This is a genomic window from Henriciella aquimarina (assembly GCF_002088975.1).
GTDB lineage: Bacteria > Pseudomonadota > Alphaproteobacteria > Caulobacterales > Hyphomonadaceae > Henriciella > Henriciella aquimarina.
Window position 1 is genome coordinate 1 of the sequence record NZ_NCST01000001.1, and the last position, 25,253, is coordinate 25,253.

Genomic DNA, 25,253 nt, shown 5'->3' on the forward strand with positions numbered 1-25,253 from the left:
CACGTGAAGACTGTGCACCGGGTTCGGTGACGATTGTCGGCCACACCGACACGTCGGGTGCTTCGGCCTATAACGCCCGTCTGTCGCAACGCCGTGCATCGGCTGTGGCTGACGCGCTGACGAGCCGCGGTATCGGTTCCGACATGATCTCGACGGAAGGCCGTGGTGAGAACGATCTCGCCAAGGAGACCCGTGACGGTGTCCGCGAGCCGCTCAACCGTCGTTCGGAAGTTGTGATCGTCGTCCGCTAAGCGGAAGATATCCAACAGGAAAATCGGATATGGCCCGGCGCTTGCGCCGGGCCATTTTCGTATGGGGTGCGCTTTCGGCATCAGGTCGCCCGCGCATGCCGGCCGTCTTTAACTCACCCCAATAAAAAAGGCGGGACGATTGCGCGTCCCGCCTTCTTCATTGTCAGCCCCTGTCGAGGGGCTCGATTGGTGTCGCTCAGTCTTCCGCCTCGCGCGAGATATCGAGCGTGCCGGCCTTGTCCACGGCGGCGAGCGCGAAAGCGTATTCGATGGCCGTTTCCTTCAGCCCCTCGAAACGGCCGGTCGAGCCGCCATGGCCAGCATCCATGTTGATGCGCAGGAAATAGGGCCCGGCGTCCGGCGCTTCATGACGCAGCTTGGCGGCCCACTTTGCCGGCTCCCAATAGGTTACGCGCGGATCCGACAGCCCGCCGGTGATCAGCATCGCCGGATAGTCCTTGTCGGCGACCTGGTCATAAGGGCTGTAGGCGAGGATGGTGTCATATGCCTTTTCATCCGTGATTGGATTGCCCCATTCGGGCCATTCCGGCGGCGTGAGCGGCAGGCTCTCATCCGACATGGTGTTCAGCACGTCGACAAAGGGGACCGCAGCGATGATGCCGCCAAAGAGCTCGGGATCCATATTGGAGACCGCGCCCATGAGGAGGCCGCCCGCCGAGCCGCCATGACCGACGACGCGGCCTTCCGCGCCATAGCCGTGGTCGACAAGATAGCGCCCGGCGGACACATAATCCTTGAAGGTGTTGGTCTTCTTCTTGAGCTTGCCGTCGAGATACCATTGATAGCCCTTGGCCTGCGAGCCGCGCACATGGGCAATGGCATAGATGAAGCCGCGATCGACCAGCGACAGGCGCGAGGTCGAGAAGCTCGCCGGAATGGTTATCCCGTAGGAGCCATAGCCATAGAGCAGCAGCGGTGCCGACCCGTCGACCGGCGTGTCGGTCCGGCGCAGGATGGTGACCGGAACCGTCTCGCCGTCCCAGGCCGGCGCCTCGATCCGTTCGACGACATAGTCTTCCGGGGTATGCCCGGAGGGCACTTCGCGCGTCTTGCGCAGCGTCCGCTCCCGCGTGGCCATGTCATAGTCGTAGACCTGGTCGGGCCGGGCAGGAGAGGCGTATTCATAGCGCATCACGGTCGAGTCGAACTCGCCCGCGCCGAGGCCCAGATCATAGGCAGCTTCGTCCATCTCGATGGTGTGCTCCTCACCGCTCTCGCGGGCGCGGATCACGATCCGGGGCAGGGCATTCTCCCGCTCCAGCCGGACAAGGTGATCCTTATAGGCATCGAGGCCGAGGACCAGCGTGCCGGGCCGGTGCGGGATGACCTCTTCCCAGTTCTCACGGCCGGGCGCATCGATGGGGGCCTTCATCACCTTGAAGTCCACCGCGCCGTCGGCATTGGTGAGGATGTAGAAGGCGTCGTTCCAGTGGGTGACGGAGTATTCCTCGTCCTCATTGCGCGGGGCGACCAGCTTCGGTTCCGGCGTGCGCGCATCGGCCGGAAAGACATAGACTTCGCCAGAGGTGTGCCCGCCGGTCTCGATCATGATGAAGTCTTCCGACTCTGTCTTGCCGACGCCGACAAAGAAGCCCGGATCCGCCTCGCGGTAGATCTCGATATCCTCGCCCGTTTCCAGGTTGCGCTGGAAGACGGCCGTGGGGCGGCCCATCTCGTCGCGTTCCACCCAGTAGAGCAGGTCGGAGCCGGCGCCCCATTCGAAGCTGCCATAGGTGCCTTCGATAGGTGTGCCGACGGTTTCGCCGGTTTCGATGTCGCGCACGCTGATGGTGTAATACTCGCTGCCCTGGGTATCGATGGCATAGGCGAGACGCTTGTGATCGGGCGAATTGTCCATGCCGCGAATGGAGAAATAGCTCTCGCCCTCGGCTTCCTTGTCGCCGTCGAAGAGCACGGTTTCGGCTGCGTCCGCGGCGAAAGCCTGGCTGGCCGGCTTGCGGGCAAAGATCGGATATTCGCCGCCTTCGCGGTAGCGCACATAATACGCCCAGGGCCCATCCTTGGCCGGCACTGAGCTATCGTCTTCCTTGATGCGTCCGCGCATTTCCTTGAGCAGGGTTTCGCGCAGGCCCTCGGTCGGGTCTTCAAGAGCGGCCTTGGTGTAGGCGTTCTCGGCCTCGAGATACTCACGGATGTCCTGGCGCAACACGGATGGGTCGCGCATCACCTGCTGCCAGTTCTCGTCCTTCATCCATTGATAGGCATCCGTGCGCGTGCGTCCGACCTGTTCGATCGTGACGTCTTCGCGCTTGGCGACGGGCGGGGTCAGCTTGGCGGCTTTCGTCTCTGTGGTGGCTGCGTCGTCGGTCTGCGGCGTTGGCGTGGCAGTATCGGTCATGGTGTCGCTCAGCTCGGCTGCTCCGGTTTGGGTGGTGCACCCTGCAAGTAGGGCGGCGCCGGCGGCGCTCGCCAGCAGAAATGTCAGACGCATGGATGTGAGACTCCCCTCGATATCGAATAACGGAAACTTATCCGGTTCAGGGAGGCTGTCCAGCGCGCTTGTACGGTAGGGTGTCAGGCGGGACGGAAATCCAGCACGACGCCATTGATGCACCAGCGCTGGCCGGTCGGGGGCGGGCCATCCTTGAAGACGTGGCCCATATGCAGCCCGCAGCCTGCACAATGACATTCGGTGCGCGGCATCAGCATCTTGAAGTCGGTCTTGGTCTCCATCGCGGTTTCCCGGATGGGCTGCCAGAAACTCGGCCAGCCGGAGCCGGAATCGTATTTGTGCTCCGAGGAGAAGAGCGGCGTGCCGCAGCCGACGCAATGATAGGTGCCGTCGCGTTTCTCGTCATTGAGATTGCCCGGCGTGAAGGCGCGTTCGGTGCCTTCCTTCACGCCGACGCGAAACTGTTCGTCGGTGAGGATTTCGCGCCATTCCTTTTCGGACTTTGCAACACGCTTGAAATTGTCGGCGGGCTTGGGCGGAAGCATGGGGCGGCTCCTTTGTCTGTCGTCTCAGGCAGATATAGGGCGGCGGCCGGCAACAAAAAAGCCGGGCGCTTGAGGCCCGGCTTTTCCGTCTTGATCCTTGAGAGGCCGGCCTAGCCGTAAAGGACGGTCAGCGTTTCGGCGACGAGCGCCGGGCGCTCCTGGCCTTCGACTTCGATGGTGGCTTCCATGCGCATCTGCTTGCCACCGGCCTTGTCCTCGATGGCGAGACATTTCTGGCGCAGGCGAACCTTCGAGCCGACAGGCACCATATTGGTGAAGCGCACCTTGTCGGAGCCGTAATTGATGCCGCGCGTGGTGCCTTCGACGCGCAGCACTTCCGCGCCCAGCATGGGCAGGAGCGACAGCGTCAGGAAGCCGTGGGCAATCGGGCCGCCCATTTCCTTGGTCGCGCGTTCGACATCGACGTGGATCCACTGATGGTCGCCCGTCGCATCGGCAAACTTGTTGACGCGGTCCTGGTCGATCAGGTGCCAGTCGGACACGCCGACTTCCTGGCCGGCAATGGATTCGAGATCATTGTAATGAACTTTCTTCGGGTCAGCCATCTTTCGTATTTCCTCCTTGGGGGCAGACTTCACTGATGAAGACTTTTGCGGAACTTTCCCTTGCACTGCAAGGCTTGGCGTCGCGACACTCCATCCTGTAGGAATTAAACCAGAACGCACAATGGGGACGCATATATGGTCTTGGAAACTCCTTACCGGATAGAAGCTTTTCCTGTCAGCGAGGCACGAGAGGCCGTTCTGGACCTTCACCGACGCACCTATTTCAATTTCGACGAGCGTTTCACGGGGCCTCTGCTCGACAGGATGACGGATGGGGTCGCGGGCATGCTCGACGAGGCCGAAGCGCTCGGCCCCGAGGCCTGCCGGGTCTGGCTGGCGCTCGGCCGGCAGGGGCCGGCCGGCAGTGCCGCCTGGCTGAAGCGCGATGAGCGTGCCCAGCTCCGATGGGTGGCCGTGCTGCCGGAAGCGCGCGGTTACGGGCTTGGCCGTCAGCTGGTCGAAGCGGTTGTCGAGCATGCCCGGAAGAGCGGCAGTCAGGACATCTATCTCAAGACCGTCGACCGGCTCGAGATGTCGATGGCGCTCTACCACTCGATCGGCTTTGTCACGGTGCGCGAGGAAACCGCGCCGCTCTGGTACGGCGCGGGCCATGAGATCGAAATGGTCCTGCCGCTCGACCCGTAAGCCGGCGGCAGGCCATGGGGCTCGCCGCGTGTCAGACGATCCGGCTGTCGGTCTTGCCCCAGTAGCGGTCCTGGACGAGACGCTTGTACAGTTTGCCGGTCGGGTGGCGCGGCAGGGCCGGGTCGAAGTCGACCGATTTCGGGCATTTGATCTTGGCCAGCTTCGAGCGGCAGAATTCCAGCAGCTCATCGGCCAGGGCCTCGGTCGGCTCGATCCCGTCGGCGGGCTGGATCACGGCTTTGACTTCTTCACCGAACTCGTCATGCGGCACGCCGATAACGGCTACGTCGGCCACCTTGGGATGGGTGATCAGCACGTTCTCGGCTTCCTGGGGATAGATGTTCACCCCGCCGGAAATGATCATGAACGCCTTGCGGTCTGTCAGATAAAGGAAGCCGTCCTTGTCGACGCGGCCGACGTCCCCGAGGGTGGACCATTCCGGATGTTTCGGATTGAGGGCGCCTTTCGTCTTTTCCGGATCGTTGTGGTAGTTCGGCGGGGCGGTGCCGCCATAATATATGGTGCCGGGTTCGCCGACGGGCACTTCATTGCCCTCATCGTCGCAGATGTGCAGCTCGCCGTGGACCGGTTTGCCGACCGAGCCCTTGTGGTTGAGCCAGTCATGCGAGTTGATCCAGGTCATGCCGTTGCCTTCCGAGCCGGCATAATACTCCTCGATCACCGGGCCCCACCACTGGATCATCTGTTCCTTGACCGGGACGGGGCAGGGCGCGGCGGCGTGAATGGCCGAGCGGATAGACGAGACATCGTATTTCTCGCGCACCTCTTTCGGCAGCTTCAGCATCCGCACGAACATGGTCGGCACCAGCTGGGTGTGGGTGACCTTGTACTTCTCGACCAGTGCCAGGAACTGTTCCGGGTCGAACTTTTCCATGATGATCAGCGTCGCGCCGAACCGGGTAAAGGTCATGCACCAGCGCAGCGGGGCGGCATGATAGAGCGGGGCGGGCGAGAGGTAGACCATGTCCTGGCCGTCCGCCTTGGCAAGCGCCTTGGCCAGCGCGAGCAGGACGTTCGGGGCGTCGATCTTCTCGCCAAGCTCCAGCGGCGGGCGGATGCCCTTGGGCCGGCCGGTCGTGCCGGAAGAGTAGAGCATGTCGGTGCCAGCCATCTCGTCGGCGATCGGGGTGTCGGGCTGGGCGCTGCGCAGGCTTTCCAGCGCGTCGTAACCGGATATGTCACCATCGATGGACCAGTACTGATCGATATCCGTCAGCGTCTTGGTTTCGACCGCGACGTCCTTGAGCTTGCCGGACGCCACCAGAACCTTCGAACCGGAATCCTCGACGATGTACTGGACTTCCGGCGCCGTCAGGCGTGAGGAAATGCAGACATAATACAGGCCGGCCCGCTGGGCAGCCCAGACCACCTCGAAATAGCGTGGGCTGTTGTCGGCGAAGATGGCGATCGTGTCGCCCGGGTTGACGCCATGCTCACGGAAGAGGTGCGCAATCTGATTGGAGCGCTGGTTGAGCTGTTTGAAGGTCACGACCTCGCCGGAATTGGCCATGATGTAGGCGGGCTGGTCGGGTTTGGACTTGGCGAAATGGCTTGGATGCATGGGCGGTGGTTCCTCCGGTAGCGCGCCAGCTCAACAGTCCGGCGCGTCTGATCTGTCTGGGAGGATTTTTAGCAAGCGCCGCAGAGGCGTCCATGCCCGACGCAGGGGAAAGGAAAGCGATCAGGCCCGCCCGCCTTCAAGCGCATACAGCGTGCCTGGCCGCGCCATCTGGACCGGACGGGCCCCGCTCGTCTGCGGCAGGTGGATATCGTAGCCATGATGGGCAAAGCTCATGGCGATCTGGTCGGCCAGGCCGGTCAGCGTTTCATCCGGCGAACAGGCCGTCAGCCATGTCAGATGCGCATCCCTGAGCGCCTCGTCCTGCATCTGGCTGGCGGCGAAAACCGTAAGCAGCGAGAGCTCGTCGCGGGTGATGCGCACGCAGCCGGGTACGGCAAGGCTGACCTTGCGGCGCCCGTCATGGCCGATGAAGCGGGCGAGAGCGAGCAGGTTGCCGAGCAGGGGCGGACCCGTTTCGTCTCCGAAGGCACGTTCGAAGCCGCGCACGATGGTGCAGCAACCCGCGCCCCCGATCGCGCAGGCCCGGAAGCCCCAGATGGCGAGGCCGGCCCCGCGTCCGAGTTCGGGCAGGCAGGTGTCTGTCACGAAGGTGCTGTCACGCATGGGGCGGCTCCATCAGGATCAGGTTTGGGCGGGAAGAAAGGAAATGCCGTGGCGCCTTGCGGTCCGGGACGAGCTGGGAGGAAACGCGCTACCCCGGCAGTCCGCTGTCAGGAGCGACCAAGACAGGCGCCACGGCAAAAGGAGGAGGATGAGACGGGCGATCAGGCTGCCCGCCGCACGAGATCGCCAAGCCGGGCTTCAAGCCAGTTTTCATGCCTGGCGATGGCCGCGGCCAGACGTGGATCTGTCTGGCCCTGGCGTTCCATCGACAGGCGCCAGCCTTTCATCTCGTCGAGCTGCGCATGCAGCCATTCCACGGCATAGATGTCTGGGTCGGAAGGCATGATGAACCCCGTTTGGCTTCAGGGTCACTGTATGCAAATGAGAATGATTTGCAACTATAAAATTTTGCAATTTTCACAAGACCGGTCCGAGCGCTCACGCGAGACCGCTCGGACCGCTGCTGGGCCGGGCGGGATGCAGAGAAATCGTTATGGGGGGCTGCTTCAGGCAGGGGGCGGCAGAACCGGCAGCTTACTCTGCGGCCACGCGGAAGGCGTCAGCCTCTGAGTCTTCCCGCAGAACCGTGCCACCTTGCAGGACGCCCTGGCGGGCGCGCCATTCAGCCTTGATCTCGTCGCTTCTGTAATGGTCGCCATCGGGCGACCAGCCGGGCGGGTTGAAGGCACGCATCGCCCAGCGGTGTGGACGAAGCCCGTCACGCCAGAAGTCTGCGAACAGGCCGGCAAAGCCGTGATAGGCAACGATCAACGGATTGTAGCTGTGCAGTGGTTTGACGATGCCGAAACGTGTCCGCTCGCCGCTTGCCTCGGGCACGAAGGTACCGAACAGCCGGTCCCAGACGATCAGCGTGCCGCCAAAATTGGCGTCGAGATATTGCGGATTGGTCGCGTGATGCACGCGGTGATGCGACGGTGTCACCAGCACCGCTTCAAAGGGGGCGGGCAGCTTGCCGATCGCTTCGGTGTGGATCCAGAGCTGGTAGATGAGGTGGAAGCTCGATGCGCCGAGGACGAGCGGGATCGGGAAACCGAGCAGCACCATCGGTCCGCCGGTCAGGATCAGCCCGGTGATTGGCCCGGTCCAGGGCTGACGCAGGGCCGTGGTGAGATTGTAGTGCTCGGAGGAATGATGGGTGACATGTTCGGCCCAGAACCAGCGCGCCCGGTGGCCGATGCGGTGTTTCCAGTAATAGAGGAAGTCATGCACGACGACGGCACCGAGAATGCTCGCCACGCTGTAGCCGAAATCGAAGGCTCTCAGGCTTGCAGCTGCCGAGAGCACCCAGAAGGAGAGAAAGGCGAGCGCGGAATTGATCGCGATATTGCCCGCTCCCATGGTGAGCGAGGTCAGGGCGTCTTTGGTATTGTAGCGGCCGTGGATGCGGCCCTGGCGAACAGCCCACCATTCGGTCGCAATGGCTGCCAGCACAATGGGTGTTGCGATCATCCCCAGCACTGGCAGGTCAGCCATCCAGTCATCTCCTTACGGCATACTCACGTTTGCTACACGTAAACGTGAAGTCGGCAGAAAATAAAAGGTTCCCGGCTGCGACAGACTGTCGGAATTACTGCACGGTCAGGATTTGGGCAGGCCCGGCGTGCCCGCATGTTCCGGGTGGTCGCGGATATAGGCGGCCTTGAGCTCGTCAGAGCGTGTGTGCTGCCCGTCGGGGCTCCAGCCAGGCCCGTTTATGGCACGGCGGACCCAGCGGTCGGGGCGCAGGCCATCGTTCCAGCAGTCCCGGATAAGGCCGACCGCCTCGTGGAAGGCCACGGTAAACGGGTTGTGGCTCTTCAGCGGCTTGACGATGCCATAGGTGGGCGGGTCGCTTTCCATTTCCGGCACGAAGGTTCCGAACATCCGGTCCCAGATGATGAAGACGCCGGCATAGTTACGGTCGAGATAGCGCGGATTGGTGGCGTGATGGACGCGGTGATGGCTGGGCGTGTTCATCACCGCTTCGACCCAGGCCGGCATCTTCCCGATCGATTCGGTATGGATCCAGAACTGGTAGACGAGGTTCAGTCCGCCCGCGAAAAAGATGAAGAGCGGGTGGAAGCCGAGAATGACCAGCGGCAGGCCGACAAGGATGAGGCCGGTAAACGGCCCGAACCAGGGTTGGCGAAGCGCGGTCGTGAGGTTGTAGTGCGTTGAGGAATGGTGCGTCACATGCTCCATCCAGAACCAGCGCATCCGGTGGGCGAGCCGGTGCTTCCAGTAATAGATGAAGTCATAGGCAATGAAGAGCACGATCAGGCTCCACCAGGTGACGGGTATCTCCATGACCCGGTATGGCCAGGCGAGCATCATCATCCACAGCGCAATGGCGCCGGTCAGCGTGTTCACGACAAGATTGCCCGTGCCCATGGCGAGCGAGGTGAAGGCATCCTTCGTCTCATAGCGCCCGCCTGCGCGGCCGGTTTTCACCGCCCACCATTCCCAGATGACGGCGAGCACAAAGGCCGGGGCGGCCAGCGTTGTGGGCGACGGAAACTCCATGTTCAGGAAAATGACACGCCCGTCAGGATTTTTGAAGATAGCAAACGCCGTCGTCTTTGCGCTTGACGAACGCGGGGGAAGTCCGCCTCTGTGCCCGCAACCAAAGTCCTGGATCTAACAAGGAGAGAGGAGCCCATGAGCGCCACCGTCATCAAGGAATTCGACGAGATCAAGCTGGAGAAGGAGAACGGCGTCGCCGTTCTGACGCTGTACCGGCCTGAAAAAATGAACGCCTTCACCGGCAAGATGATGCAGGAGATGGTCGAAGCCTTCGACGAGACCGACAAGGATGACGATGTGAAGGTCGTTATCGTGACCGGCTCCGGCGACCGGGCCTTCTGCGCGGGGGCCGACCTTTCGGAAGGGGCGAAGACCTTTGATTATGTCGCGCGCGCCGATGAGGCCAAGGCGGTGAAGAAGGAAGAAGACGGTCACCGTGACAGCGGCGGACGGCTGACGCTGCGCATCTTTGAAAGCCTCAAGCCGGTCATCGGTGCGATCAATGGCGCCGCTGTCGGCATCGGCGTGACCATGCAGCTGCCGATGGATATCCGGATTGCCTCGGACAATGCGCGCTTCGGTTTCGTCTTCAACAAGCGCGGCATCAACCCGGAAGCCGCCTCCGGCTGGTTCCTGCCGAGGCTCGTCGGTATCTCCAAGGCCCTGGAATGGTGCTATACCGGCCGCGTCTTCCCGGCCGCCGAAGCGCTGGCTGGCGGGCTCGTCTCGGAGGTCGTGCCGCAGGCCGACCTGATGAGCCGCGCCCAGGAGCTGGCTCGCGAGATTGCCGACAATACCGCGCCGGTCTCGAATGCGCTGACCCGTCACATGATGTGGCGCATGCTGGGCGCCGCTCACCCGATGGATGCGCACATCGTCGACTCCGCAGCCATCTATGAGCGCGGCCAGTCCGGCGATGCGAAAGAGGGGGTGACGAGCTTCCTCGAGAAGCGCCCGGCCGAATATACCGGCAAGGTTTCGAGCGAGATGCCGACCTTCTTCCCCTGGTGGGAAGATCCGGCCTTCAAGTGGATTTCCAAAAAAGGCTAGGGAAATTGGGCGGGCGGGCCGTGTCGTGCGGTCCGCCCGCCAGCAGGGATCCGGCTGGGCGTCGGGGAGGAGGTTCGCCGGTTCCCTGTATTCCGTGTCTCCGATCGCGGGCGGCCATGTCTTTCCTGGCCGCTCCTGATGCGCTCGGCACATTACATTAGGCGCTAGCAGTCTAGCCCTCTGAAACAAAATGAATTGTTGGAAGGGTAGTTCCCTCGATCTGCCCTTGTGCACAGCACAAAGGCTCAATTGACGGGTTCAAACCTGCAGCGCTGCCTGCCTTTTAAACTTCCGTCATCTGGAGGCGCGTTTGAACTTTCCGGTCTGGGGCGGCACCACATGCTTCATGTTCCAGATCGGCGTGCGCACCACCATCCAGACAATCAGGATCGTCATACCCAGGGCCGGAACGACGGCCACGCGCTGGGGCTGCTCGGGGAAGAAGTCGACCAGCCAGCCCATCAGCGCGGCACCGAAGGGGGCGCCCGCCATGAAGCCGAGCTGATAGATCGAAAGGACGCGGGCCAGCTGGTTCTTCGGGGCGGCATCCTGGACGATGGACCGGCTCATCGCGATCGATACGCCGGCGGCCAGCCCCCAGGCAAAGACGATGGCGAGGAAGATCCAGTGTGGCGGCTTGGCCAGCATGATGAGGATTGCGAGCGAACCGAGCAGTTGGGCTGTCAGCAGCAGGCGGCCCTGGCGCTTGATATGCCGGAAGACCGACAGCGCGACGGACGAGACGAAGGCGCCAAGCCAGAAGGTAACGAACATGTCCCGGATCCCGTCTGAGGAGAGCCCGTAAATGTCGCGGTTGATGATCGGCAGGACGACGAGGAAGGAACCGATGACGAAGATGCCGACCCCGAACATGAGCGCCGTCATCGCCCAGAGCTTGCTGTTCTCCAGGACGACCTGGAAGCCCTCCTTGATGTCGCCGACGGCGGCCCCGAGGCCGGAGCGTCCGGTTTTCACGCCGCGTCCGCGCCCGAGGAAGATGGCAAAGCCCGCGCCGAGCCCGACAATGATCCCCTGAAAGGCCAACAGCTCCCAGCTTGGAATCGGGCCAATGGAGAAGCCGCCCATCCAGTCCGGCATACGGGTCAGCTTGTCGGCATAGCCACCGACGATCAGCCCGGCGATCTGGGCGGCGAACTGGGCGATGGTGGCAAAGGCGACGCCTTGCTGCAGCGTGACGCCAGAGCCAATCCGCGAGCGGCGTTCGACAATCTCGTTGATGATCGAATCGCGTGCCGGCATCATGAACGCGCCGACCGTGCCCATCGCAAAGCCGTAGATCAGCATGAAGGGGTAGGCGAGATTCCCGTTAGCGATGACGAAGGCGAGTGCGATGGGCGGCAGCGCCGAGCACAGGTGCAGAGTCATCAGCAAGGGCTTGCCGCGGGTGCGTTCCGCGATCACCCCGCCCAGCAGCAGGAAGACAACCGACGGGCCGGACAGCGCCATGTTGGCGAGGCCGAGCTCGGTCCCGTCCAGGCCCAGCCGGTTGGTGATGAGATAGGGAAACAGCACCATCTGCAGGCCAAAGGCGGTGAACCAGCTGCACTGGATCATCAGATAGGCCGGCAGTTCGGACTTCACGCGCCGGTGCGTGCGTCGGGCAAACAGCGAGCGTGCAGTAAACTGCAGGGTCGCGCCGGCCTCGGTCGCGCTGTCGATGCCGCTGACCGGGGACTTCACCTGGCCTGTGCGGTCTTCCTCCAGACCGTCCAGATCCTCGCCCTCTTCGGGCTGCCAGTCTCCGTCCTGATTGGCCATACAAGCAAAGTTCCTACCTTGGAAATCTCGGGGGACTGTATCTGCCCCGGATGGTGAGAAAAGTAAAATTGCAGGCAGAAACTGCATGACGCAGCGCCAACGACCGGCTGGTTAACGCCTCATTGTGTTCTTGCTGGCGGGCGTCTATCCTTTTCCCGGCGTTGAGGCGAGAGGGACGACACGGCCATGCGCGGACTGCGACTTCTGGTGAGCTGGCTGCTCGCCCTGTTCCTGATTTTCGTCTTCCTGCAGGTGACCGTACACCCGCTGCCCGACCCGCCAAAGGGCTGGGTTCTGCTGTTCGACCGGCCGGGCGAAAACATCCTCTTCCAGACCATGGCAGACAGGACGGGCCTGTTCTGGCTCGAACCGACGGGGCGGGTCATCGTGGCCGGGCTGCAGCTTCTGACCTGTCTTTTCCTGTTCTTTCCGCAGTCACGCCGCTTTGGCGCTGTCCTCGCCTTCCTGATCCTGGCGGGCGCGGTGGCGGTCCACCTGTCGCCCGACATTCTTGGCCGGGAGGTGCCGGCCTCGCTCGCGCCGGGGACCAACGAAACCGATGGCGGCCGTCTCTTCATGCTGGCCATTGCGACGCTGGCCATGGCGATGCTGCTGATCTTCGTGCACCCGGGCAAGAAGCGTCACCCCTTCCGTTAAGCCCGGCCGGGCGCTCCATACGGCCTGTTAACCTCTGTGTGACAGCGTGCGGGCGTTAAGATTGACCCGGTTAGGACATGGCAGACATCTCAGAGTTTCCGGAAGCTCCGAAGATCGGGCGGGCCCGCCGCCTGTTGCTGCGCCGGCTGATCGATTTTGTTGCACTGCCCGCCACCGCCGTGGCGCCGCAGGACCGGTCGATGGCCGGGGACATCCTGCTGGACATGCTGTTCGATGCCACCGACGAGGAGCGGGTCTTCTGCGCCAAGCGCCTGAAGATCACCAAGGAAGCCCCGCGCCGGCTGATGCGCTATCTCGCCCAGTGCGATCTCGCTATCGCGCGCTTTGTCCTTGAGGACAACGAAGTCTACGATTCGGCCGATCTCTGCGAGTTCATCGAGAATACGACGATGGACCACCGCCTGATGATCGCCAAACGCAAGCGGCTCGAGCCGACCGTCGCCGAGAAGCTGTCGGAACGCGAGGAGCCGTCCGTTCTCAAGGCGCTGCTACAGAATCAGGGCGCGATCATTCCGGAAGTCGGGATGGACCAGATCGTCCAGCATTCGCGCAAGATCGAGGGGCTGAGCAACCTGCTGATCAAGCGCCTCGAACTGATTCCCAGCCAGGCCATGGCCATGTTCTGGTGGTCGGACGGGCCGACGCGGCGTTTCATCCTGCAGCGCCAGGCAGCCGACCGGCTGGAACTGGTCGACCTTTGCTCGGATGTGTTCCCGATTGCGGCTGCCGAGAAATGGGCCGATCCGGTCGCACGCAAGACCCTGCAGCTGATCGAGCGGCGCCAGCGTAACCGGCAGGCCATCGAGAAGAGCCCGTATGACAGCCTCGAACATGCTGTGGAAGTGGCGGCTGAAAAGGGCCTCGACCCGGAACTGGCACAGGAGATCGGTTTCCTGGCAGGCGTGAAACCTGTGACGATCGCCAAGATCCTGTCCGATCCGGGCGGGGAAGGGCTGGCCGTGCTCTGCAAGGCGACCGGCCTCAAACGCCCTTATCTGACTTTGCTGTGGCAGGCGCTGCGCCGCCCGCTGGAGATCGATGACGGCGAGATGCACCCGCAATTCGCCTATGTGAAAGAGACCTATGAACTCCTCGCCGTGGCCAAGGCGCAGACGACGCTGCGTTACTGGAACTGGTCTCTGTCAGCCTCCTATTCGCCGCGCGCCGGCACGGCGGGGGAGGACGAAGAAGACCTCGATAACGGCATTGTGACCTTATCTGCGTCACAACGTACCGCGAGCCTCGTTTTCGGCCGTTAGGGTCTGGTCAAACGAAAACCGAACCTATAACAGCAACGCAGAGCGTAGATTTCGGCAGAGTTCGGAGCGGGTTTTCGTGGGTTATTTTCTGGGGCTGATCGTCGTCTTGGGGGCGCTTTGGCTCGGCCTGTCCGGGATATATGAGCCGCTGATCCTGACATTGTCGGTGATTTCCCTGCTGGTCGTCCTGCTTCTGGCTTACCGCCTGGATACGGTCGACAAGGAAGGCTCGCCCTATGCGCGCACGCCACAGCTTTTCGCCTACTGGGCTTGGCTCGTGGTGGAGATTTTCAAGGCCAACTGGCCGGTCATAAAGGCCTGCGTCAGCGCCGATCTCGACATCAATCCCGCGCTTGTGAAGGTGAAGACGCGCTGCGAAAGCGATCTCGCCAAGACCATCTTCGCCAACTCCATTACGCTGACGCCGGGCACGGTGACGGTCGAGGTGGAAGGCGACAAGCTGCTCGTCCACGCGCTGTTTGAGGAAGACGCGACGCCGGATTCCTTCGCCGAGATGGATGAACGTTCCTGGCGGGCGGCCGACGGGCGTCAGGCCCAGGCATCGAAACAGGTGCGCACATGATCGGAGCTGCCGCCATCGCCCTCATTGTGGCCATCGGCCTGATGCTGATTCGCGCGCTCAGCGGGCCGACCCTGTATGACCGCGTGCTGGCGATGAACTCGCTCGGCACCAAGATCGTCCTCTTCATCGGCGTGCTCGGCTTTGTGCTGGGGCGGCCGGATTTCCTCGATATTTCAGTGCTGTATGCGCTGATCAACTTTGTCTCGACCATCGCGATCCTGAAATTCTTCCGCTATCGCTCCTTCCAGGTGCCGCTGATGCGCAAGACCAATACGCCGCGCCAGCCGCGTGCGGCGGAAGGGGGTGAAGATGGGTGAGCTGCTTGGCTTCCTGATGGCGGCAAAGCCCGTTCTGGGCGCCTTCCTCTGCCTCGTCGGCGGCACGCTGGCGATCATCGGCACGGTCGGCGTCCTGCGCTTTCCGGATTTTTATACACGCCTGCATGCCGCCAGTGTCACCGACACCGGCGCGGCCACGATCACCATTATCGGCATGGCGCTGTTGGCGCCGAGCTGGCTGGTGGTTTTCAAGCTGGCGGCGATCTGGCTTTTCCTGTTCCTGACGGGACCGACAGGCACGCATGCGCTGGCCAATGCCGCGCACACCGCCGGCCTGCAGCCTGTTATCGGACGCCAGCGTGACCTTGCAGAGCATGCAGAGGAGGACGCCTGATGACCGGATATGAAGGGGCAGACCTCGCCATTGCGCTGATCAATGTCGTGCTGCTCGGGCTTCTTTTCGTTGTGGCCATTGCGATTGCGCGCATGCGCAGCCTGTTTGCCATCGTCATGCTGTCGAGCATCTATTCGCTGATTTCGGCGACCTGGTTCGTCGCGCTCGACGCCGTCGATGTGGCGTTTACCGAAGCCGCGGTGGGCGCCGGCATTTCAACGGCCCTGTTGCTGGGGGCGATGCTGCTGACCTCGCGCACGGCCAAGCCGGAACCGCGCAAGTTTGCCATCGTGCCGCTGCTCGTCTGCATCGCGACGGGGCTTATCCTTGTCTATGCGACGATCGACCTGCCGGCCTTCGGCGACCCGGACAGCCCGGCCAACACCTATGTCGGCACCGATTATATCGAGCGCACACCTGAAGAGATCGGCGTGCCCAATATCGTGACCGCCGTTCTGGCCAGCTATCGGGGCTTCGATACGCTGGGCGAGACCGGCGTGGTCTTCTCTGCGGCGCTTGCCGTCATCCTTCTGCTCGGCTTCGGGGAGCGGTCGCTCTCGGCCTCCATCGGACGCCGGAAAGGCGGGAAGGAATGAGCATGCGGACCGATCATCACATTATCCTGCGCGTCGTCGCCAAGCCGCTGATCCCGATCATCGCGCTGTTTGCGCTCTATGTTCAGTTTCACGGCGATTACAGCCCGGGCGGCGGTTTCCAGGCCGGGGTGATCATCGCCGTAGCCGTGATTCTCTATGCGCTGATTTTCGGCATTTCGCCGGCCATGCGCGCTGTGCCACCGGCCTTTACGCGCTCGCTGGCGGCGATCGGCTTCCTGCTTTATGCCGGCGTCGGCGTATGGGCGCTGCTGATGGGCGGCAATTTCCTCGACTATGACGCGCTGTTCAACGAGGCTGATGGCGGCCATCACGGGCAGCATTACGGCATTCTTCTCGTGGAGCTCGGCGTGCTCTTCGCCGTGGCGGGCTCGATGCTGTCGATCTTTTACGCCTTTGCCGGCCGCGTCACCGAGATCAAGGACGAGGACTGGTAATGCTGGAATTCATCCTCGAGCGTGGCAATTACTGGGCGATCATCGGGCTGATGATGATCGGGCTCTACACCCTGTTTGCGGCCACCAATCTGATCAAGCGGCTGGTTGGCCTGTCCATCTTCCAGACCTCGATCATCCTGTTCTACATTTCGCTCAGCCGCATCGATGGCGGCACCGCGCCGATCCTCTATGGCGAGGATGCCAAGTCGCATGGCGGTGGCCATGGCGAAGAGGCCGCGGCCGGTCATGCCAGCGACGCGACCCATGCGGCTGCTGATGCCGCCCATGGCGCGGTCAATCACGGCATGGAGCACATCTACTCAAACCCGCTGCCGCATGTCCTGATGCTGACCGCCATTGTGGTCGGTGTCGCGACCCTTTCGGTCGGGCTCGCCATCGTTGTGCGGATCCGCGAAGCCTATGGCACCATCGAAAGCGACGAGATCCGCGAGATGGATCTTGATGTCGCCCTGGCCGAATATGCGGAAGATCATCCTGGCGAGGCAAACCCGGCATGATGAACTGGATTCTGCAGATGGCGCCGGCATGGGCCGAAGCGCATGCCCCGGCACTGATCGTTCTCCTGCCATTGCTGGCTGGGCCGCTTTCGGTCTTCATGCCGGGCAAGGGCCGCTTTGCCTGGGGCGTGACGGTGGGCGTTACCGCGCTCTGTACGCTGCTCGCCCTCGTCATGCTGGCGCAGGTCCGTTCGGTCGAGGGCGGGGCGGTCATCTCCTACGCCATGGGTGGATGGGCGCCGCCTTACGGCATCGAGTTCCGCATCGACGCGCTGAACGTGCTCGTCCTGTTGCTTGTCAGCTCGATTGCCTTCCTGACCAGTATCTTCGGCTGGCCGACCATCGAAGCCGAGATCAATGCCGAAAAGCGCTCCATGTTCTTCGGCGCTTTCCAGGTCTGCTTCATGGGCTTGCTGGGCGTCACCGCCACCGGCGACGCGTTCAACCTCTTCGTCTTCCTCGAACTGTCATCGATTGCGACCTATGTGCTGGTCGCGCTCGGGGCGGGCAGGGACCGGCGGGCCTTGCCGGCGGCGATCAACTACCTGCTCATGGGCACGATCGGCGCGAGCTTCTACGTCGTCGGCGTCGGCTTCCTCTATGCCGCGACCGGCACGCTCAATATGGCCGATCTCGCCGTGCACCTGCAGGATGTCGGCGGCAACCGGGCCGTCCAGGTCGGTTTTGCCTTCATCCTTGTCGGCCTCGGCCTCAAGGCGGCAATGTTCCCGCTGCACCAGTGGCTGCCGAACGCCTATTCCTACAGCCCGAGCTTCGTGACCGCCTTCCTGGCGGCCACCGCCACCAAGGTTGCGATCTACGCGCTCGTGCGCTTCCTCTTCTCGGTCTTCTCGCTGGAATACATCTTCGAGGGCGCCAGCCTCGCGCTGATCCTTGCGCCGATGGGCATTGCCGCGATGCTGGCCTGTTCCTTCCAGGCGATCTTCCAGACCGATGTGCGCCGCACGCTGGCCTACTCTTCGGTCGCCCAGGTCGGCTACATGCTGCTTGGCATTTCCATCGGCACCGCCGCGGGTGTCTCGGCCGGCCTGTTCCACCTCGTCAACCACGCCCTCATGAAGGGCGCGCTGTTCATGGCGGTCGCCGGTGTCGTGCTGACCTATCAGGGGACGCGCATCCATGACATGGCCGGTCTCGGCCGCTCGGCCCCGTGGACCATGACCGCCTTTGCCATCGGCGCGCTGTCGCTGATCGGCGTGCCGCTGACGGCCGGCTTCCAGTCCAAGTTCGCCCTGGTTTCGGCGCTGCTGGCGAGCGGCTGGTGGTGGGCGGCGCTGATCGTGGTCTTCTCCTCGGTCCTCGCCGTCATCTATATGGGCCGAATCCTGGAGGCGGTCTTCTTCAAGCCGCCGAATAATCCGCAGAAACGACACAAGGAAGCGCCGATGCTGCTGCTCGTGCCGCTCTGGATTCTCGCGCTCGCCAATATCTGGGTCGGTGTGAATGGTGGCTTCGTCCAGGGGCTGGCCGAGGACGCCGCTCAGGCCCTCTTCATCGGAGGTGGCCAATGAGCGGTGAAGTCCTGATCCTGGCCGCGCTGATCGTCCCGCTTCTGACAGCGGCGGGTATCTTCTTTGCCGGCAAGCTGCCGGACGTACGCGAAGGCGTGACCCTGCTGGGCGCCGCGGCGCTCTTCTTCGTCTCCATCGGTCTGGCCGTCACGGTCAGCAGCGGCCAGCCGGCCGAATACCTGATGGGCACGTCGGTGCCTGGGCTCGATTTCGCGTTCAAGATGGAGCCGCTCGGTGCGGTCTTCGCGCTGGTGGCGAGCGGTCTGTGGATCGTCAACAGCTTCTATTCTATCGGCTATATGCGCGGCAATCGCGAGCGTAACCAGACCCGCTTCTATATCTGCTTCGCCATCGCCCTGATGGGCGCGATGGGCGTCGCGATGGCGGCCAACCTGTTCACCCTGTTCGTTTTCTACGAAGTCCTGACGCTGTCGACCTTCCCGCTGGTCGCCCACAAGGAAGATGCCAAGGCGCTGCGCGGCGGGCGGATCTATCTGATGACGCTGCTTGGCACGTCGATCGGCCTGTTCCTCGTGGCGATCATCTGGACGGCGACGCTCGCGGGCAGCATGGATTTCGTGCCCGGCGGACTGCTCGCCCAGGCTGAGGGCATCACACCGGTCATCGCGAGCGCGCTGCTCATCCTGTTCGCCTTCGGCATCGGCAAGGCCGCGCTCATGCCGGTACACTTCTGGCTGCCCAATGCCATGGTCGCACCGACGCCGGTCTCGGCGCTCTTGCACGCCGTGGCTGTGGTGAAGGCCGGTGTGTTCACCATGGCCAAGGTCGGGATCTATATCTTCGGCACAGACCTGCTGAAGGAGACCCCGGCGCGCGACTTCATTCTCGGCGTGGCCTGTTTCACCATTGTGGTCTCGTCTCTGATCGCCCTGACCAAGGACAATCTCAAGGCGCGGCTCGCTTATTCGACGATCAGCCAGCTCTCCTACATCACCGCCGGTGTGATGCTCGCCAACCAGGCGGGTCTCATGGGCGGGGCGCTCCAGATCCCGGCGCACGCTTTCGGCAAGATCACGCTCTTCATGTGTGCCGGTGCCATCTATGTCGCGACCGGCAAGTCCGAAATCTCGCAGATGCGCGGGCTGGGCCGGCGCATGCCTTGGGTGTTCGGCGCTTTCCTGGTCGGCTCGCTGTCGATCATTGGCTTGCCGCCCTTTGCCGGGGCATGGCCGAAAGTGCTGCTGATGCTCGGCTCGGCCGATTCCGGAGATAGCTATGTTGCCTGGGTGCTCGTCATCTCGTCACTGCTCAACATCGCCTATCTCCTGCCGATCGCGATCCTCGGCCTGATGCCGCCCAAGGGCAGCCCGGAGCCGGCGCCCTACAAGCGGCCGGAAGGTGCCCCGGTCTTCACCGTGGCCGCGCCGGTCTTTACAGCCTTCGGCACGTTTGTCCTCTTCCTCTTCATGGGCGAGATATACAATTTCCTTCTGCCAGCCATTGGAGGCCAGCCATGAGCGATCCCGCCAAGCCGCCCCATCTGAGCGATCACGGCGAACATGCGCTGCCGGATGACAGCCACACCACGCCAGTGGCGAAACTGCTCTTCGGCTGGACCTCGAAACCCTGGACGGGCCGGGTTGTCTTTATCGTTCTTGCCATTGTCTCGGTCGGCCTGATCTTCCTGGAGCCGCTGCTGGAAGCAGCCTCCGGCGAGGGCCATCACTTCCGCCACACCTATTTCGACATTGACGGGATTACCGCCTTCCACGCCTGGTGGGGCTTCGGTTCCTTCGCACTTGTTGTCCTGGCCGGCTGGCCGCTCGGACGGCTGATGCGGCGCGAGGAGGACTATTACGAGGACGAGGAAGAGCCCGCCGGTGAGGAGCCGCATCCATGAGCGGGCTGATCGACACCATCAATCCGGGCCTTGTGCTCATTCTGGCCGGTCTCCTGGCCGGGCTGACGCCGATCCAGCGCGTGCGCCAGGGGCTCACCCTCGGTGCGCCTGTCGTGGCGCTGATCATGCTGCTGACGGCAACGCGCGACACCGACCTCGCGACCATGAGCATGCTCGGCTTCGACATGGTGCTCTACCGTGTCGACTCGCTCTCCTTCATCTTCGCGCTCGCCTTCCTCATCGCGGCTTTCATCAATGCCGTCTACGCGCTGCATAATGACAGCCAGCTCGAGGACTCCATGGCGCTCAGCTATATGGGCGCGGCCGTGGCGGCCTGTTTCTGCCGGGACTTCATCAGCCTCTTCGTCTTCTGGGAGCTGACGGCGATCACCTCGGTCTTCCTGATCTTCCTGTCGGGCACACGCGCGGCCTACAAGGCCGCCATGCGCTATCTGGCGCTGCATGTGTTCTCGGGCGTGCTGCTGCTCTTCGGGGCGATGCAGATCTATTTTGACACCGGCGACATGAGCGTGCGCCATCTGGAGCTGGGCGATCCGGGCGTATTGCTCGTCTTCATTGCCTTCGGCATCAAGGCTGGCTTCCCCTTCCTGCACACTTGGCTGGCCGACGCCTATCCGAAGGCCACGGTCACCGGCACGGTGGTGCTCTCGGCGTTCACGACCAAGCTCGCCATCTATGCGCTCGCGCGCACCTTTGCCGGCGAGACGAGTCTGGTCTGGATCGGCGCGATCATGACTGTCTATCCTGTCTTCTTCGCCGTGGTCGAGAACGATCTGCGCAAAGTGCTGTCCTTCTCGCTGAACAACCAGCTTGGCTTCATGGTCTGTGCGATCGGGGTGGGCACGCCGCTGGCGCTGAACGGCGCGGCGGCCCACGCCTTCTGCCACATCATGTACAAGTCGCTCCTGTTCATGAGCATGGGCGCGGTGCTCTACCGCACCGGTACGACCAAGGCGACCGAACTGGGCGGGCTCTACCGCACCATGCCGTGGACGACCGTCTTCTGTCTGATCGGGGCGGCTTCGATCTCGGCCTTCCCGCTTTTCTCCGGCTTTGTTTCCAAGTCGCTCTCGATGAGTGCGCTGGCGGGCGCCGGCTTCCTGATCCCGTGGCTGATGCTGCTCTTCGCCTCGGCGGGCGTTCTGGAGCATTCGGGCATCAAGATCCCGTACTTTGCCTTCTTCGGGCATGACAGCGGCAAACGGCCCAAAGAGGCCCCGTTCAACATGCTGCTTGCCATGGGCGCGGCCGCTTTCATTTGCGTCGGTGTCGGCCTGCCAGCCTTCCTGAATGGCTTCGGCTTTGACTGGCTTTACTCGATCCTGCCTTATGCCGAGGATCCGAAGACCGTCAGTTACGAGCCCTATACGGCCGACCACATCCTGACACAGATGCAGCTCCTGATGCTGGCGGTGTTTGCCTTCGTCGTGCTGCAGCGCATCGGGGCCTATCCCCCCGAGAAGCGGGGCATCATCCTCGATACCGACATTGTCTTCCGCAAGCTCGGCTATGGCCTGGCTCGGTGGACAGGCTCGGTGTGGAACAAGGCCGGACCGGCCATCGGGTCCGCCTTTGGCGGTGTGTCGGCGCGGGCCTTCTCCAGGCTGGAGGCGGCCTTCAGTCCACGCGGGACACTGGCGCGGGGCGGGTTCAGCAACAGCATGGCGATCTGGACCGCCGTTCTGCTGGCGCTCGCCTTGCTGGTCGCGTTCTTCATCCGTTAGCGGGCAGGTATCGGCGTTTCGCGTCTTCTGTGAAGCTGAAGGTTTCGATCACGAGCATTATGCCGTGTCGAAGTAACTTGTGTTAAACTGTCAGCATTGTTTTTCAGAGAGGTCTACGGTTTTTGGGCCGAAGACTATTTACACTTGTGTTTATTTATCCGATGAGACGTCATCAAAGAGCAATATTGGAGTGCGATATGGACGCAACCGCAGAAAATGGCGTTTCGTCGACAGATGCCCTTGAGCTGACGACAGAAATCGTGGCGGCATATGTCAGCAACAATCCTGTCCAGAGCAGCGAACTCTCGAACCTGATCCGCAATGTGCACGACACCCTGCAGGGGCTATCGGGCACGCGCCCGGAAACCGTCGAGATGAAACCGGCCATCCCGGTGAAGAAGTCCGTGACCGATGATTACATTGTCTGTCTCGAAGATGGGAAGAAGTTCAAGTCTCTGAAGCGTCATCTGCGGGCCAAGTATGACATGACGCCCGAAGAATACCGCGAGAAGTGGGGCCTGCCGTACGACTATCCCATGGTCGCGCCGAGCTATGCCCGCAAGCGCTCCAAGCTCGCCAAGCAAATGGGCTTGGGCACTGGCAAGAAGTAATCGTTCTACTTATTAAATACTGAATATTGTTTCTGTGTCGTAACGTTTCGGTCCCGAAACAAAGTATTTCTTCAAACTAGATTAACTTTTTACACGCCGGAGTCTTGCGGCGAAAATCGAATTCAGCCACACCTGTAAGTGACAAATCACCACGGGGGTGGCTGACGATGTATAAGACTTCAGGTTTTCGCGGGCTCAGCGCTGCACAGCGCGAGATCATCACACACTGGAATACGGTTCGTGGCGACCGGGTCATGCCGGACAAGTCCGACATTGATCCGGGAACGCTGCGGGCGCATCTGGGCTCGATCTCCATTGTCGAGATCGACCGCTGGGGCGAGGCCCGCTTCCGCATTGCCGGAACGAAGTTGCGCCAGATCTTCGGCGGCGAGGTCCGCGGCCTCAGCCTGAAAGAGATTGCGCCCGACAAGGCGGAAATGTGGTCGCTCGGCCTGTCGGCGAGCCATGAACGTGGCGAACCGGTCGGCGGCATCATCGAGCGGCGCTTCGACCGGCATGCTTGGCTGCGCCTGCCGCTTCATCCCGGCCCCGGTTTTTCCGGCCTGGTGCTCTGCCATGACCTGATCCTGGTGCCGGAAAAGCAGGATGATCCGGATCGCTCCAGCCTGTTTTCCACGATTTCCGGAAGCCTTGCCGCCTGATCTATTGGGGATTGTCTTCCCATAATAGGAAAAATATCCTACACTTGGTCCAGTCGTCTAAGCTCGCAGGCATTGGACCGGGAGATGGATCATGAGACGACCAAAATATCAGAATGACGAATACATCGTCCGCCTGGCGGCCGGGCTGACCGGCTATGCCCTGCGCATTCCGGCGGAGACCATACTGAGCTTCAACCAGCGCGAACACCGCGTGGCCCGCGCCCGGCAGGTGACGATGTATCTCAGCCATGTGGCCCTGGGCATGAGCCTCGCGCGGATTGCCAGCGCCATGGGCCGCGACCGGTCGACCGTCGCGCATGGCTGTCACCGTATAGAGGATTTCCGCGACGATCCGGATATCGATGCCTGGCTCGACGAATTGGAAGGCCGGTTGCGCAGTGCGGCCATGCTGGAAGCAGACGCTGAGTCTATTCCGGCACCGATTGAGCGGCTGCAACTGACCTGATGCGCTCAAGCATGGCGTTGAGTCCGTTGGACCGCTGCGCCGACAGCGCGCCCGTGACGCCGATCTGTTCGAGGAAGGCCGGGGCATCGAAGTCGAGAATTTCCTGCTTCGGCGCTTCGGAGAACAGCCGGATCAGGAGCGCGATCAGGCCGGACACGATCATGGCGTCCGACTCGGCGCGGATCTTCAGGCGGTCGTCCGGTTCTTCCTCGAGCACCATCCAGACCTGCGAGGCACAGCCGCGCACGCGGGTCTCCTCGCTGCGTTCATCGGGCTCGAGGGTCGGGTTCTGCTTGCCGAGATCGATGATGTGCGCATAGCGCGTTTCCCAGTCATCGAGGAAATCGAACTCGGCGGCGATGTCGTCTGCGCGGTCCTGAACAGTCATGAATCTGTATTTGGGGCAGGGGAAAGAAAAAGAAAACCCCGGCATCCCTTTATGGAATGCCGGGGTATAAGAGATTGAAAGAGTGTCAGACTTTACTGGCTGACATTGCTGATGCAACTGCCGACCTCAGCCAGCGCATGCTCGCCGATGCAGAAAGGCACCTCAAAGTGCTGATAGGCAGCGGCCACGCAGGCCTGCAGCTTGAGCTGGGCCATGTTGATACAGCTGGCCGTCTGCTTTTCGCTCATGGCGCTCTGCATCGGAGCGGCCGAGGCGCCTTCGCTGCCGAGGATGCGATAGGCGGCAAGTGTCGCGATCTGGTCGGCGATCGGCTCCTTGCCCTTGGCGACATTGCTCTTGGAGATGCCGAGGGCGCCACTCACATCCGGAACGCGCACGGCCTTGGCGGCACCGGAGATATTCTCCCAGACCGACGGGCCGCCGGACTTGCCGGCATTGACGAGAACCGAGTCGATGCCCGGGGCGGAGAAGGTCGTCATCATCGCATCACTGGCTGCGCGGCCGTTGAGGGATTCGGCGCGAAGACGGGTTGCGATAGCGCCGGCATCGCCGACCTTGCCCTTCGCCCAGCCTGAGCCCTGAAGCGAATAGGCCTGTTCCTTCACGAAGGCGGCGGTTTCCCTGAGGCGTTTGGCATCTGAGTCGATGGCGCTGAGGGATGACTTCACGGCGGTGGTGCCGCCATTCAGCGAGCGGGCATAGCGAACATCGTTCTGCAGGCCACGCACGAGGACATCCTTGCCGTAGAAGCCTTCAATGTCGCGCACGGCGGCGCGGAATTCAGGGTTCTGGGAGGCGACCAGGGCGGAATAGGCCATCCAGCCACGGGTGAGCTGGTCGGAATTCTGTCCGCCCAGATTGTCCAGCGCCGACTGAATATCCCCCGAATTCTTGAAGGAATTGTGCCGGACGTCCGTGACGTCGCTGTGATATGTGGCGTAGACGGCGGCAGCCGACGACAGCGGATCGGGCGCCATGACCGAATCATTCGCTGAGGCAGGCTGTACCTTGGCTTCTGTTTCGGTTTGCGCGTTTGCGGCCAGGCCCAGTGCAAACACGCCTAGTGTCGCCGCACTCATTCTTCTGAATTTCATCGTCAGGCTCCCTCGATCTACCGACATAAGAGTGACCTATCTTTCCGGGTTTGCAAAGCGTATCCTAAGCCCTGAAAGCGGTTGTGACTGAAACTTTAATCTTTCAGCCAAAA

At 62.4% G+C, this 25,253-nt stretch carries 29 protein-coding genes; 18 read left to right on the forward strand and 11 right to left on the reverse strand.

What is annotated here, in order from left to right; all coding sequences use genetic code 11:
- The coding region (locus tag B8784_RS00005) for an OmpA family protein (RefSeq protein ID WP_143435215.1) at positions 1–251 on the forward strand (251 nt) is incomplete at its 5' end.
- Positions 252–447: 196 nt separating this feature from the next.
- Here the strand turns inward: B8784_RS00005 and B8784_RS00010 are convergent.
- From B8784_RS00010 to B8784_RS00020, 3 genes are all read right to left on the reverse strand, one after another.
- Positions 448–2,724 (reverse strand): S9 family peptidase, encoded by a 2,277-nt coding sequence (locus B8784_RS00010; protein WP_169712593.1) that lies wholly within the window; start codon positions 2,722–2,724, stop codon positions 448–450.
- 83 nt (positions 2,725–2,807) lie between these two features.
- Positions 2,808–3,230 (reverse strand): peptide-methionine (R)-S-oxide reductase MsrB, encoded by a 423-nt coding sequence (gene msrB / locus B8784_RS00015; protein WP_084395576.1) that lies wholly within the window; start codon positions 3,228–3,230, stop codon positions 2,808–2,810.
- A gap of 110 nt (positions 3,231–3,340) precedes the next feature.
- Complete coding sequence (locus B8784_RS00020) at positions 3,341–3,796, reverse strand: MaoC family dehydratase (protein WP_084395577.1); 456 nt, start codon at positions 3,794–3,796, stop codon at positions 3,341–3,343.
- Positions 3,797–3,931: 135 nt separating this feature from the next.
- Between B8784_RS00020 and B8784_RS00025 the strand changes: the two genes are divergently transcribed.
- Positions 3,932–4,441: a GNAT family N-acetyltransferase gene (locus B8784_RS00025; RefSeq protein ID WP_084395578.1), complete on the forward strand. Its 510-nt coding sequence runs from the start codon at positions 3,932–3,934 to the stop codon at positions 4,439–4,441.
- A 31-nt stretch (positions 4,442–4,472) separates the two neighbouring features.
- Here the strand turns inward: B8784_RS00025 and B8784_RS00030 are convergent, their stop codons facing one another.
- From B8784_RS00030 to B8784_RS00050, 5 genes are all read right to left on the reverse strand, one after another.
- Positions 4,473–6,023, reverse strand: a complete 1,551-nt coding sequence (locus B8784_RS00030; RefSeq protein WP_084395579.1) for an acyl-CoA synthetase — start codon at positions 6,021–6,023, stop codon at positions 4,473–4,475.
- A 120-nt stretch (positions 6,024–6,143) separates the two neighbouring features.
- A complete protein-coding gene (locus tag B8784_RS00035) occupies positions 6,144–6,647 on the reverse strand; it encodes a hypothetical protein (protein ID WP_084395580.1) in 504 nt (167 codons plus the stop codon).
- 161 nt (positions 6,648–6,808) lie between these two features.
- Positions 6,809–6,991, reverse strand: coding sequence for a hypothetical protein (locus B8784_RS00040; RefSeq protein ID WP_084395581.1), 183 nt, complete (start codon positions 6,989–6,991; stop codon positions 6,809–6,811).
- A 190-nt stretch (positions 6,992–7,181) separates the two neighbouring features.
- Positions 7,182–8,141, reverse strand: a complete 960-nt coding sequence (locus tag B8784_RS00045) for a sterol desaturase family protein (protein ID WP_084395582.1) — start codon at positions 8,139–8,141, stop codon at positions 7,182–7,184.
- A 105-nt stretch (positions 8,142–8,246) separates the two neighbouring features.
- On the reverse strand, positions 8,247–9,170 hold the full coding sequence (locus tag B8784_RS00050; RefSeq protein WP_084395583.1) for a sterol desaturase family protein: 924 nt from the start codon (positions 9,168–9,170) through the stop codon (positions 8,247–8,249).
- A gap of 135 nt (positions 9,171–9,305) precedes the next feature.
- On the opposite strand from B8784_RS00050, the gene B8784_RS00055 reads away from it, so the two are divergent.
- Complete coding sequence (locus B8784_RS00055; protein ID WP_084395584.1) at positions 9,306–10,220, forward strand: crotonase/enoyl-CoA hydratase family protein; 915 nt, start codon at positions 9,306–9,308, stop codon at positions 10,218–10,220.
- Between the two features lie 294 nt (positions 10,221–10,514).
- Here B8784_RS00055 and B8784_RS00060 read toward each other — a convergent pair whose 3' ends face one another.
- The gene (locus tag B8784_RS00060) at positions 10,515–11,999 is read right to left on the reverse strand and encodes an MFS transporter (RefSeq protein WP_084395585.1); all 1,485 of its coding nucleotides are present in this window, start codon (positions 11,997–11,999) and stop codon (positions 10,515–10,517) included.
- Between the two features lie 186 nt (positions 12,000–12,185).
- Between B8784_RS00060 and B8784_RS00065 the strand changes: the two genes are divergently transcribed.
- The 15 genes from B8784_RS00065 to B8784_RS00135 all read left to right on the forward strand — a co-directional run bounded on the left by B8784_RS00065 (position 12,186) and on the right by B8784_RS00135 (position 23,637).
- The gene (locus B8784_RS00065; RefSeq protein WP_084395586.1) at positions 12,186–12,656 is read left to right on the forward strand and encodes a hypothetical protein; all 471 of its coding nucleotides are present in this window, start codon (positions 12,186–12,188) and stop codon (positions 12,654–12,656) included.
- 77 nt (positions 12,657–12,733) lie between these two features.
- A complete protein-coding gene (locus B8784_RS00070; RefSeq protein WP_084395587.1) occupies positions 12,734–13,936 on the forward strand; it encodes a DUF2336 domain-containing protein in 1,203 nt (400 codons plus the stop codon).
- Positions 13,937–14,012: 76 nt separating this feature from the next.
- Positions 14,013–14,519, forward strand: coding sequence for a Na+/H+ antiporter subunit E (locus tag B8784_RS00075; protein ID WP_084395588.1), 507 nt, complete (start codon positions 14,013–14,015; stop codon positions 14,517–14,519).
- Positions 14,516–14,836, forward strand: a complete 321-nt coding sequence (locus tag B8784_RS00080) for a monovalent cation/H+ antiporter complex subunit F (protein WP_084395589.1) — start codon at positions 14,516–14,518, stop codon at positions 14,834–14,836. Before B8784_RS00075 ends, B8784_RS00080 begins: the two co-directional genes overlap by 4 nt.
- A complete protein-coding gene (gene mnhG, locus B8784_RS00085; protein ID WP_084395590.1) occupies positions 14,829–15,191 on the forward strand; it encodes a monovalent cation/H(+) antiporter subunit G in 363 nt (120 codons plus the stop codon). The genes B8784_RS00080 and mnhG overlap by 8 nt, the downstream gene beginning before the upstream one ends.
- Positions 15,191–15,787 carry a DUF4040 domain-containing protein gene (locus tag B8784_RS00090; protein WP_084395591.1) on the forward strand — a complete coding sequence of 199 codons (597 nt, stop codon included), beginning with the start codon at positions 15,191–15,193 and terminating at the stop codon, positions 15,785–15,787. The genes mnhG and B8784_RS00090 overlap by 1 nt, the downstream gene beginning before the upstream one ends.
- Before the next feature lie 2 nt (positions 15,788–15,789).
- Entirely contained in the window at positions 15,790–16,242 is a 453-nt protein-coding gene (locus tag B8784_RS00095) for a Na(+)/H(+) antiporter subunit B (protein WP_084395592.1), read from the forward strand.
- A complete protein-coding gene (locus B8784_RS00100) occupies positions 16,242–16,760 on the forward strand; it encodes a cation:proton antiporter subunit C (RefSeq protein ID WP_084395593.1) in 519 nt (172 codons plus the stop codon). The genes B8784_RS00095 and B8784_RS00100 overlap by 1 nt, the downstream gene beginning before the upstream one ends.
- Positions 16,760–18,292, forward strand: a complete 1,533-nt coding sequence (locus B8784_RS00105; RefSeq protein ID WP_084395669.1) for a monovalent cation/H+ antiporter subunit D family protein — start codon at positions 16,760–16,762, stop codon at positions 18,290–18,292. The genes B8784_RS00100 and B8784_RS00105 overlap by 1 nt, the downstream gene beginning before the upstream one ends.
- Positions 18,289–19,770 (forward strand): monovalent cation/H+ antiporter subunit D family protein, encoded by a 1,482-nt coding sequence (locus B8784_RS00110; protein WP_084395594.1) that lies wholly within the window; start codon positions 18,289–18,291, stop codon positions 19,768–19,770. The genes B8784_RS00105 and B8784_RS00110 overlap by 4 nt, the downstream gene beginning before the upstream one ends.
- On the forward strand, positions 19,767–20,153 hold the full coding sequence (locus tag B8784_RS00115) for a hypothetical protein (RefSeq protein WP_084395595.1): 387 nt from the start codon (positions 19,767–19,769) through the stop codon (positions 20,151–20,153). Before B8784_RS00110 ends, B8784_RS00115 begins: the two co-directional genes overlap by 4 nt.
- Complete coding sequence (locus B8784_RS00120) at positions 20,150–21,898, forward strand: Na(+)/H(+) antiporter subunit D (protein WP_084395596.1); 1,749 nt, start codon at positions 20,150–20,152, stop codon at positions 21,896–21,898. The genes B8784_RS00115 and B8784_RS00120 overlap by 4 nt, the downstream gene beginning before the upstream one ends.
- A gap of 197 nt (positions 21,899–22,095) precedes the next feature.
- Entirely contained in the window at positions 22,096–22,509 is a 414-nt protein-coding gene (locus tag B8784_RS00125) for a MucR family transcriptional regulator (protein ID WP_084395597.1), read from the forward strand.
- A gap of 167 nt (positions 22,510–22,676) precedes the next feature.
- Positions 22,677–23,171 carry a PAS domain-containing protein gene (locus B8784_RS00130; RefSeq protein ID WP_084395598.1) on the forward strand — a complete coding sequence of 165 codons (495 nt, stop codon included), beginning with the start codon at positions 22,677–22,679 and terminating at the stop codon, positions 23,169–23,171.
- 91 nt (positions 23,172–23,262) lie between these two features.
- Positions 23,263–23,637, forward strand: a complete 375-nt coding sequence (locus B8784_RS00135; RefSeq protein WP_084395599.1) for a helix-turn-helix domain-containing protein — start codon at positions 23,263–23,265, stop codon at positions 23,635–23,637.
- Here the strand turns inward: B8784_RS00135 and B8784_RS00140 are convergent.
- Entirely contained in the window at positions 23,600–24,025 is a 426-nt protein-coding gene (locus tag B8784_RS00140) for a SufE family protein (protein ID WP_084395600.1), read from the reverse strand. The two genes, B8784_RS00135 and B8784_RS00140, sit on opposite strands and share 38 nt — an antisense overlap.
- Positions 24,026–24,117: 92 nt before the next feature.
- Positions 24,118–25,140 carry a hypothetical protein gene (locus B8784_RS00145; RefSeq protein ID WP_143435216.1) on the reverse strand — a complete coding sequence of 341 codons (1,023 nt, stop codon included), beginning with the start codon at positions 25,138–25,140 and terminating at the stop codon, positions 24,118–24,120.
- Between the last annotated feature and the right edge of the window lie 113 nt (positions 25,141–25,253).